The organism is Paenibacillus sp. P4_E11, assembly GCF_056401635.1.
Window position 1 is genome coordinate 1 of sequence record NZ_JBFUIX010000128.1, and the last position, 11084, is coordinate 11084.

The window sequence follows — 11084 nt, forward strand, 5'->3', positions numbered from 1 at the left end:
AGCATGAACTGGATAGAGTTGACAATATTGGCCTTAGGCTCATCCGTTCAACGAGAAAATACATATCTGCCCATATCCGTTTTGCTGACCTGTATGCGTATTTGCAAGAGCTGCACCTTGAAGCTATCGGGTTCCGAACCACTTTACTGATAACCATTCGGGAGCAGCATCCGGCAGCTTTGGAAGACTTTCGCAGAGGTATGGGACTTCTCGATTGGCGGATTCTCAGTGATGAAGAACTCGCATCCGCTATGCATTCCGAGTTTGAGGACAAGGCTTACATCATATCCAAACTCCCAACTTCATTGCGGGAGAGCATAGTCCGCAAACTGCAATTTTATCAATTCTGGCTACATTTGTTCCGTGAGCTCAGCTTTGACTGGATTCACGAAAACAAGGAGCCGTTATTTTCGCTACACGATGTCGTATCCTTGCAAGACACTGTGGTGCTGGATCAAATTTGCTCTGGGGATTCGCGTTTCCGGGGTATCGTACTAGGTATGATCGCGATAATCCCACAGACGCCTTACTATATAAATCGGCAAATTGGATCAACTGCCCCTGAGTCTCTGTGGAGTTCGATTCAAGAAAACCCTGCCTGGTATGAATCCACTGCGGTGCAGGACTTTAATTCGTCACCGAATACTAAAGCTCTTAGAGCGCTGCTGGTGGCAGGCGACGTTGAAGCGCTGCGCTTGTTTGAACACATTTGCCAGTATTATTACGAGCAGGAGCGGCAAATTCCCGATTTCGCAATTCACATCTATCATATATTCGGTTTGCCTGAGGAGTCGGAAGATCCTGCGGACAACTTGGATATTCAAACCGGCAACAGCTGGGAGGAGCTCTGCCGTGACATGGCGCAGGATATGTACGGTGAAGTGCTGATTCATCCTGAGCTTCCCAACGGATTCATTCCTGATATCGTAGTGAATGACAACGTCACTTACAAGCATGGGAAGCTAACGCMCGCTGCTCGCATGATCGAGTGTAAAAAGAGTGATAAATTTATTTATCGCGAGGATCCTCCGCAGCGAGGTCAAGACATTACGGAATACAACAACCATACGACTGCCAAGTACCTTCCCTACTGCGATAGGTTGGAGTATTGGATTTTGGAAGATCTCCATTATTTGGAGTTGAAGCCGATTCCTAATCGAACTGTCCACGTCCGGACGGCTGCCGATTTTCTCAATGATCCAACTGTCTCAGATAAACATAAAGAGGCTATTCGTCAACTGCAGCATTATTACACGAGCTCCGTTGAACAAGAAATGATCGACTATCAGTCTTCCGAAGTTTATCAGACTCTTGAGCGAATTAGCAGTATGACGAGTGGGCTTCTGCATCAATTCCGATTTGAGAGGACACATGAGTCTGATGAGCCGGAAGACGCAAGGCTGACAGAGCATGAGAACGATCAGACACAACCAGCCCCCGACTTGAAACAATCCGTACAGGCTGCTGTGACAGTCACCAAGGAAACCAAGCTTCGAACAGCAAACGGAGGAGATAGCATGACATACTCGGCTAAAGAAATTTCTGCGGAATTGAAAAAAGAACTCAAAGCGATCCATGCGCGGATTCGGGAGTTGAACGATTTGGTCTACGCCTATGAACAGTCGGCGTCCGCCTTGGAGAACCATCTGGAGGATATACAAATTGCTGACTCGGGCGTGGATAGTATTCCGGAGGAATACGAATTTACAGGCATGAACCAGCAAGTGTTTAAAGATCTTTTTTTGCGAAAAGGGATGTATGAAGTGAAGTTCGAGGGGATGGGCAGCGTGCGTGTTTACGTGAAAGCAAAATCAACGGAGGAATCCGTCGGGTTTAGTGACAACGGCTCTTCCATCATTGAAATTAGTAAAAGCTGGAATCATCACGTACATGTAAAGACGTACGAAGATGATATCTTTTGGAAGATCACGATCCGATTAATCGAAAAGTGAGCGTGGTGCACGTTCGCTGATGGGGAAGGTGAAAATGTCCCGCATACCGTTTATGTGGAGTGTGTTTGTTTGTTGGTGTATAAGGGTTTTGAGTGAGTCATAGAGGTAGTTGGGGACGAACTGGGGACGTAAATAACTCACGTCCCCAGTTGTTTTTGCAGTGGCTAGAATTTATCAGTAGCCGTAGTAGACTTGGTGTAGCATTGACTAAGTGGACCGTTTAAGATTATTCGTGGGGAGCCGTACCATAAGTGACGGCGAAAAATTCGAAAGTCAGGAAGGGTGTAGAGGCCTTTAGAATTGTGAAGAAGAAAGGTGCTATAGAGATATGTTTATCCCTCTAGAGATGGCTCTAGGGGGATTTTTGTGTAACCAGATAGGTTAAACCTGGGATGTTTTATGTTTCCCGACAGCTCCTTTCGCATTTTTCGCCGATAGCCCCGTACACTTCCTCTCCGGCTTCCATTAATAATCCGCTAAGATCTTCCGCATTAAGTTATGCAGAGCATGATGTCAAACTTTTCTTCGAGAAAATGTCAAGGTATTGAAATTCCATTAAGATTTCATTAAGAAAAGTCGTTTTAATACTTGTTAAAATATAAGGAGTGTAAAAGAAGAAACGCTTTATAGCATAGAAAGTGGTGAGTAATTTGCGGCATTATTTGCGAAGAAGCATGTCCATTCTTATGATCGTTACCTTACTAATTAGTTCAGGGCTACTTGCACCGACTCCAGCTAAGGCGGGTTCAGCCGAAGAAACCTACGTATGGACATTAACAAGTCCAGTGGGCTTGAGAGCTATTGCATATGGAAATAACCTTTATGTAGGAGCAGGGCTAAACGGACTTATCTACACCTCACCGGACTTAGTGACCTGGACGAAGCAGGATGTGAGTGCCCAGACCAATAAGGGACTCAATACCGTTAAATTTTTAAATGGAAAATTTCATGCCGCAACTGGACGGGATGATTACAAGACGGGAGCTTTTTTCATCTATTCAAGTGACGGCACAAATTGGAGTGCCGGGACCGGCAGCTATGATACCTATGATTTTTCTTCAATTGCTTATGCGAATAACAAGTACCTGGCAACCTCATCTAATGGCGGAGGGATTGTACAATCTTCTACAGGTGCATCTTGGAGTGATACGACAGTTGGAGAGGGTGCTCCCCGTTATACTGACATTACATATGTTAGTAACCGGTTTCTTGTAGTTGGCAGTATAAACAACTTAGTTGGAGTAGTTAGACAGTCTGCGGACAACACGGGAACCACATGGGAATCAGACGTATCGCTTACCAATGTGAGTCGTTTAAATGGTATAGCGTCGGATGGCAACCAAGTCATTGCGGTCGGTGTGGGCGGAACAATTTTTCGTACAGACGCTACAAGTCCTCTTCTACCAACTGTAGCCGTAACCTCTCCTGTCAACAGTACTCTTGAAAAAGTGGCCTATGACAGCGGCAACGGCGGGCTCTATGTTGCAGTAGGCAAGAGTGGTGCGATTATTACTTCAAGCGATGGGATTAATTGGAAAATCGAAACTGCAACACCCGGGTTAGGGGGTTATAGGGACGTCATCTTCGGGAAAAATACTTTCGTTGCTGTGGCAGATGATGGCGTGTACAAAAGAGTGTTGGTCGGAACAGTTAGCTTTGACAGCAAGGGTGGAACGACTGTGAACAGCCAAGTCGTGCCAATTAATACTAAAGCCAATCAACCGCAAGTGCCGATAAGGACCGGCTATACCTTCGCTGGTTGGTATACCGATACTGAGACGACGTCACTGTTCGACTTTGAATCTACGACAATAACAACAGATATTACGCTATATGCAAAATGGACGTTATTGCCGCTTTCTGCGCCTGCAAATGTGACAGCGATAGCTGGAGATCAGCAGGCCATGATATCGTGGAGCTCTGTGACCGGAGCTACATATTATAATATCTATCAAGGAACTGCATCCAATACCTATAGTCACACACCAGTAGCGACTGTATCGGGCACTACTTATAATTACAACGCGATAAATCTAACGAACGGCACAACCTATTATTTTGCAATCAAGGCGGGTAGCACAGTAACCAGCAGCACATACTCCAACGAAGTGCTCGTGACACCGGAAGCGGTCGCACCGATCGGTGTGCCTAGCGCACCGACGAATGTAACGGCGACCGCAGGCAATGGAACGGCATCGGTCAGCTTCGACGCCCCAGCGAGCAATGGGGGAAGTGCGATCACGGGCTATACGGTTACGTCGAGTCCAGGAGGATTCACAGGAACGAGCACAACCGCGAGTCCGGTCACGGTTACGGGATTGACGAACGGCACGGCTTATACGTTCACAGTAGTTGCAACGAATAGCGCAGGCAACTCCGCAGCATCCGTGGCATCAGGGAGTGTGACGCCCGTCGCACCGATCGGCGTGCCGAGCGCTCCGACGAATGTAACGGCGACCGCAGGCATTGGACAAGCGACGGTCAGCTTCGACGCCCCAGTAAGTGATGGGGGAAGTGCGATCACGCTGTATACGGTTACGTCCAGTCCAGGAGGATTCACAGGAACGAGCACAACCGCGAGTCCGGTCACGGTTACGGGATTGACGAAAGGCACGGCTTATACGTTCACAGTAGTTGCCACGAATAGCGCAGGCAGCTCTGCAGCATCCGTGGCATCAGGGAGTGTGACGCCCGTCGCACCGATCGGCGTGCCGAGCGCTCCGACGAATGTAACGGCGACCGCAGGCATTGGACAAGCGACGGTCAGCTTCGACGCCCCAGTAAGTGATGGGGGAAGTGCGATCACGCTGTATACGGTTACGTCCAGTCCAGGAGGAATCACAGGAACGAGCACAACCGCGAGTTCGGTCACGGTCACGGGATTGACGTACGGAACAGCGTATACGTTCACAGTAGTTGCCACGAATAGCGCAGGCAGCTCTGCAGCATCCGTGGCATCAGGGAGTGTGACGCCCTTCGCACCAATCGGTGTGCCGAGCGCACCGACGAATGTAACGGCAACCGCAGGCAACGGAACGGCAACGGTCAGCTTCGACGCCCCAGCGAGTGATGGGGGAAGTACGATCACGCTGTATACGGTTACGTCGAGTCCAGGAGGATTCACAGGAACGAGCATAACCGCGAGTCCGGTCACGGTTACGGGATTGACGAACAGAACAGAATATACGTTCACGGTGGTTGCAACGAATGGCGTGGGATCAAGCCCAGCTTCCTCCCCATCCAACCCCGTTACGACAAGAAATAGCTCAAGCGGAAGTTCAGGCAGTTACAATGGTTCAATCAGCAGCCCAGTCTACTCAACGAATGGGATACTAACGCTTTCGGTAGGAAGCATCGGCGAAGTGAGCTTGGATCAAGCGATCTTCATTCGTATTCCGGCCAATGCTACCAGCAAACCATTGGAAATCAATATTGAGAAGGTATCGAATACGCAAAATCTTTTTGCACATAATGAAATTTCGGCAAGCCCGGTGTTCGACGTTCAGAAAAATATTCCAGAAAACCTCAGTAAGCCAGCTACGTTGACTATGGTATTTAAACAAAGCCAAGTGAATAGCAACCAAACGGTAGCGATTTTTCACTATAATGAAGCAACGAAAACATGGGTGAAAATCGAGAACGGCCAAATCGAAGGCAATCGCATCAGCGTAGAGGTGAACACCTTTAGGAAATTTGCGGTGCTGGTAGTAGACCGGGCGTCGGGGTTGCCCATTGGAGCACCCTCGATAGACGAGTCGAAGGAAGTTAACTTTAGTGACATAGCCGGGCACTGGGCAGTATCCGACATAAATAAGGCAGTACAGAGCGGATTCGTGAATGGGTATGGGGATGGCACGTTCAAGCCGAATGCCATCATCACTCGGGCTGAATTTGTGGTGATGCTGATGAAGGCGTTGAAGCCRCAAGAGGAAGCTGCGAAGGTTACGTTCACCGATTCGGCGAAGATTGGAACATGGTCGCAGAAAGCGATAGAGCAAGCGGTTCAAGCGGGCATCGTTAGAGGCTACTCGGATGGCAGTTTCCGTCCAGATGCAGAAATTACACGCACAGAGATGGCTGTGATGATCGCTAACGCGCTAGCACTGAAGGTGGAAACGAATACTGTAACCGACTTCGTGGATGACGCAGACATTCCAAGCTGGGCGAAGGCGCAGGTAGCAGTGTTGAAGAATCTTGGCCTTATTTCAGGCAAGGGTTCGAACAAATTCGCTCCCAATGATAAGGCAACTAGAGCGGAGGCCGTAACAATTCTGCTAAAGATGATCGATCAAAAGAGTAAGCAGGGTTAAGCAAGCGATCACCGTTATCAGAAACATGATTAACAGATAATAGGGCACCTTTTGGGTGCCCTATTACATTACCTATTACGACTTTGATTGTTCACGCTGATGATTTGGCAGCTGGACCTCGAATACTGTTCTTTCAAAAGGGACACTCGTCAAGGTAATTGATCCGTCATGGAGGGAAATGATTTCTTGGACAATGGATAGTCCAATGCCGAGTCCTTCGCCTTTTCTGCTGCCATCGACACGGTAGAACCGTTCAAAAACATGCTTTTGATCCTGTAAGGGAATGCCGCGTCCTTTATCGATAACCGTCATGAATAGGGCATCATCCTTTTCCGTAAGCCCGACCTCAAGATAATGGCCTTCTGATCCGTAACGGATCGCGTTGTCCAACAGGTTTCGCAGCGCACGTTCGATTAGGGAGGCATCAATCMAGGCTTGGATATCCTCGTCAGGTATATTTACTTCAACAGTAAAGTTTTGCCCCTCAAGAAACATAAGGTAGTCAGCAGCCATTTTTCGCATCATTTCAGATACATTATGCATTTCAACGTGAAGCTCTAAATTCTCCTCATCCTGCCGAGTAATATCCAACAATTGATCTAATAGCTTATCGATATAGCGAGAACGCTGCAACATAACTTTGGCACTCGCTTGCAGTTCCTTCTCATCCTTATACAAACCAGCGCGAATCGTTTCTGCGTAACCTAAAATCATCGTTAGCGGGGTGCGTAGATCATGGGAAAGATTAGATAACAGCACATTTCGTCTGGTGTCAAATTGCTTGATTTGTTCACTTTGATTTTGAATACGGCGAGCCATGGCATTATAATGCGTAGTGAGTTGGCCAATCTCATCCTTTTTCGTATCCTCTAGTACAGTGAGATCACTTTGGAGGTTAAGCTGCCCAATAGCATGATTGAGCTTATTGATTCGTTTGTTCATGGAAGAGAAAAACCATAGAGCTAGCAGATAGGGAATTAATAAAGCAACGATTAACGGTAGCATAAAAGTAGACATGGCTTTAAAAGTGCGCATGAAAAAATAAATTTGCCCTTGTTTCATGTCGTTACTGGAAAAGCTCATTAGCAAATAATAGGGTTGATCCTCTTGGCTAATGGAATAAGTAAGCGTAACCGGTTTATCGACCCCCCATAGGTTCTGAGGCATATGAAGCATTCGATTCGCAAGCTGCCCAAAATCATAGGTTTTCTTTTCTCCGAAGGTATCATAGATCGTCGATCCATCTGCTGAAATCCATTCATAACGAATATCAGGATGGTTGCTATGAGCATTATCCAATATTGGCGTTATGTCTTCGATATGAAAAGCTTGACGGGTTGTAATCGTATCAAGGACTTCTTGCGAGATGGCGTTCAGGCTTTTCAGATCATAACCGCTATCTCCTATTTTACCTATAACGAGACTAAGTGAAGAAAACAGAAGAACACTAATGATTGCACTAATGAGCATAAATAGCCAAAGCTTTGTTCGACTTTTCATTGCCCATCTCCTGAGAATTTGTAACCGATTCCACGTATGGTGTGAAAGTAATGAGGCGAGTCCTCCGTGGGTTCAAGAATGCTTCGCAGTCTGCTTATAAAAACACTTAAATTGTTATCATCAAAGTTTTCATGATTCCATACCCGCTTGTAAATTTCTCTTTTGGTTAAAACGCGGTCTGGATTTTGCATGAACAATTCTAAAAGTCGGCACTCTACCGGGGTTACAGAAAATGATTCTCCATCATATCGCAAAAAATAATTATCGATATCCAGCACTAATTTGTTTAAACGTAGAATCTTGGTAGGAAAAGAAGAATGAGGGCGATGTCTTCTTAACTGTGCTTGCACACGAGCAACCAATTCCACTGGGCTAAAAGGCTTTGTGACATAATCGTCTGCACCTAATCCGAGCGTCAGGATTTTGTCCTGCACTTCTCGTCTTGCACTAAGCGCAATTACTAATGATTCCATATTTGCGTCCCGTAGATACTGCAGTACCTCGAACCCGTTGCCATCATCCATCATGAGGTCCAATATCACTAATTCTATGGCATTTTCCTGTAAGTATTGAATAGCTTGTCGTCCTGAACTGGCTTCTATGACTTGAAGTTCCGCTTGTTCTAAATGCATCCTAATTAACTGACGAATTTCGGGTTCGTCGTCTACTATTAAAATTTGATTGATGGTGAATCATTCCTCCTACTTCAGCTAAATGAAGCCAATCTTGATCACGATCAAATCATATCAATAATAGATAGAGAAATACATATTTACTGCAATTCATTAAGAATCTATTAAGAAAAGTACATCTGTATTTTGATAGGAGAATAAAGGAATGATTTTTGAGTCAACTAAAATGAGGAGGTTGGTTTATGTTGATGGCACGTTGATTCAATAAATAGCAATTGCAAGATTGTGTAGGAAATCAATTGTACTATTTAGTAGAGCAACGTCAATAGGCCAACGTTGATCAGGGTATGATGGATCAATGTCTGCTTCGTGTGATATTTGATTTCTTCGGTTAACGATTAGATTTTGTTACAAAACACCCCAGCACCAAAACAAGTATGGCGATAATAAATTCAATCCAAAAAACCGTTTGTAGGCCGTTAAGAACGCTCTGTGTTTTCTCATGCACTGCAGTGGGATCGAGCGAATGTTGAAGATAACGATTGGCTCCGGATGACATGACGCCAACGAACAAAGCGATGCCCATTCCCCCGGCAATCTGTTGGAGCGTATTGTATATGGCTGTGYCATGGGCGACTAGATGACGCGGAAGTTGATTTAATCCCGTTGTCTGTGCCGGCATGACGACGAACGATATGCCAACAAATAAGAGGATATGATAAAAAAGAACGGAACCTTGCGCAGTATCGCTGTCGATACCGGCAAACAGCCATAAGGATATGGTGATCAAGAGCAATCCGGGCACTATGACGAACCTCGGCCCGAATTTATCGAATAATTTTCCCGTCACCGGCATCATCATTGCGTTTAAAATACAGCCGGGCATCAGAAGTAAACCTGCCGCGAATGCTGTCAGCTGCATCACATTCTGCAAATAGATCGGCAGCAATGTCGTGGTGGCGAATAGAACCATCATCAGGACGACTACCAATACCGCAACCAAAGAAAAAGTGCGATGCCGGAATACGGACAGATCAATCAACGGCTCTCTGATCTTGAGCTGTCTCCATATAAGCAAGAGCAAGAAGAGGCTTCCTAGGGCAATCAAACCGTAACCCTCAAGCTCAGACCAAACATTTGTTCGTCCGAAGCCGTAGATGACGCAACCGAAACCGATGGTCGATAACACAATGGATAAAAGATCGACCCTTGGCTTGGTTAGTTCTGTCACATTCATTAAGTACAGGAATGCATAAATAATTGAAAACAATGCGACAGGAATCACCATAAAGAATAGCCATCGCCAGTGTAAGGTATCGATGACCAGACCAGACAAAGCTGGCCCGATGACAGGGGCGACCATAATGACCAGCCCCATGAGACCCATGGCCGCACCCCGGCGTTCTAGAGGATAAAGGGCGAGAATCGTATTCATCATCAACGGGACCAACAATCCTGTCCCGCAAGCTTGAACGACCCTGCCCGTCAGCAAAATTTCGAATCCAGGGGATCCTGCACACAAGCAGGTGCCGGCTAAAAATAACGCCATCGCAGACATAAACATCTGGCGAGTCGTGAACCACTGCTGCAGCAATGCGGTCATCGGCACCAGTACGCCGATCACGAGCATATAACCCGTCGATAACCATTGTATGGTCGAAGCAGAAACGTTGAATTCCCGCATCAAACCAGGAAACGCATTGGCAAGTAAATTTTCGCTAAGAAAAGCAACAAATGCGCCTATGAGCAGCGCGGCTAACATAGGCCCTCTCCTCAATCTGCTTGCTTCGCGAGCCTGCTCGTTCATCTTGTACCTCCCGAACGTTCTTTTTGTTCTGTCCTTGACACCGAATGGCGGCCTGTCGTGCAAGTTATCCTGCATCATCGCTTTCTAACAAGGAATAAAAATGATCGCGGTCTTCATCATCGAATTTGCCGATTGTCCGTACCCTGACAAATTCATGTCCACCATTCATGTCTATTTCCTTGCCATACCTATTGTAGAGCGCAATCATATTGCCATCCCGATTCAACTCCATGTACCCGTAGCATTCTGCTTCGGGCGCTTTACCGTAAAGGAGCATAAATCTGATTTTGTCCACTCTGTTCATGCAGACCCTCCTTTTCTGTCTACCCTCTCCCATTGACCTGAAGAGAATTTTACGTGAAACTGGATGAATTGGAAAAAGCGAAAATGCTTCTCATACTCGGAAATTCATTCCTAATTCGAAACCATTAGTGGGGCGCCCCCGCTTTTTTGCTCATTTGCACATTATCTCTTGACAGGATGAGGTTTGGGGATTATGATATCGTGCCGGTTAACTCAATAAGGTAAATCAATAAAAAGGCCGACTTTTCGAAGTGCCTTGGCACCGAATCGTCAGCCTGACGTGCAGATCATGAAAATAAAAATCCATAAGAACATCAACTAAGGGGCATGCCGTGGCAGCTCCTTTAGCATTTTTCGCCGATAGATCCGTTAAGCTGAACCATACCACAAGTGACGGCGAAAATTGGGGTCTTGGAGGATGGAGAAGAGCCTGTAGAAATGGTTGCGGAGATTCAGCATGGTCACCAATTCAAACCTTGATCCAGGTTACATTTGAATCTGGATAGGTACACTCTACGGCTTCTTCCCGAAGGTCTACGATGACATCGCAGTGCTCCTCACTAACAATCCTGTATAACTA

6 protein-coding genes and 2 pseudogenes are annotated in these 11084 nt (G+C 46.3%); 2 read left to right on the forward strand and 6 right to left on the reverse strand.

The features are described 5' to 3' along the window. Both AC1DWB_RS28565 and AC1DWB_RS28570 read left to right on the forward strand, forming a co-directional pair. Positions 1–1952: hypothetical protein (locus tag AC1DWB_RS28565; RefSeq protein ID WP_477544497.1), on the forward strand; the 1952-nt coding region annotated here is incomplete at its 5' end. A gap of 686 nt (positions 1953–2638) precedes the next feature. Beyond that, positions 2639–6262 carry a fibronectin type III domain-containing protein gene (locus AC1DWB_RS28570; protein WP_477544498.1) on the forward strand — a complete coding sequence of 1208 codons (3624 nt, stop codon included), beginning with the start codon at positions 2639–2641 and terminating at the stop codon, positions 6260–6262. A gap of 75 nt (positions 6263–6337) precedes the next feature. Here the strand turns inward: AC1DWB_RS28570 and AC1DWB_RS28575 are convergent, their stop codons facing one another. The 6 genes and pseudogenes from AC1DWB_RS28575 to AC1DWB_RS28600 all read right to left on the reverse strand — a co-directional run bounded on the left by AC1DWB_RS28575 (position 6338) and on the right by AC1DWB_RS28600 (position 10505). Next, positions 6338–7762: a HAMP domain-containing sensor histidine kinase gene (locus AC1DWB_RS28575; RefSeq protein WP_477544499.1), complete on the reverse strand. Its 1425-nt coding sequence runs from the start codon at positions 7760–7762 to the stop codon at positions 6338–6340. Continuing rightward, positions 7759–8112, reverse strand: a complete 354-nt coding sequence (locus AC1DWB_RS28580) for a winged helix-turn-helix domain-containing protein (RefSeq protein ID WP_477544502.1) — start codon at positions 8110–8112, stop codon at positions 7759–7761. Before AC1DWB_RS28580 ends, AC1DWB_RS28575 begins: the two co-directional genes overlap by 4 nt. Then, a pseudogene (locus AC1DWB_RS28585) lies at positions 8085–8190 on the reverse strand (DNA-binding response regulator); the annotation flags it as partial. The pseudogene AC1DWB_RS28585 and the gene AC1DWB_RS28580, both read right to left, overlap by 28 nt. Then, a pseudogene (locus AC1DWB_RS28590) lies at positions 8167–8394 on the reverse strand (response regulator); the annotation flags it as partial. The pseudogenes AC1DWB_RS28590 and AC1DWB_RS28585, both read right to left, overlap by 24 nt. 391 nt (positions 8395–8785) lie before the next feature. After that, on the reverse strand, positions 8786–10201 hold the full coding sequence (locus AC1DWB_RS28595) for an MDR family MFS transporter (protein ID WP_477544500.1): 1416 nt from the start codon (positions 10199–10201) through the stop codon (positions 8786–8788). 64 nt (positions 10202–10265) lie between these two features. Then, positions 10266–10505 (reverse strand): hypothetical protein, encoded by a 240-nt coding sequence (locus tag AC1DWB_RS28600; protein WP_477544501.1) that lies wholly within the window; start codon positions 10503–10505, stop codon positions 10266–10268. Positions 10506–11084: the final 579 nt, after the last annotated feature.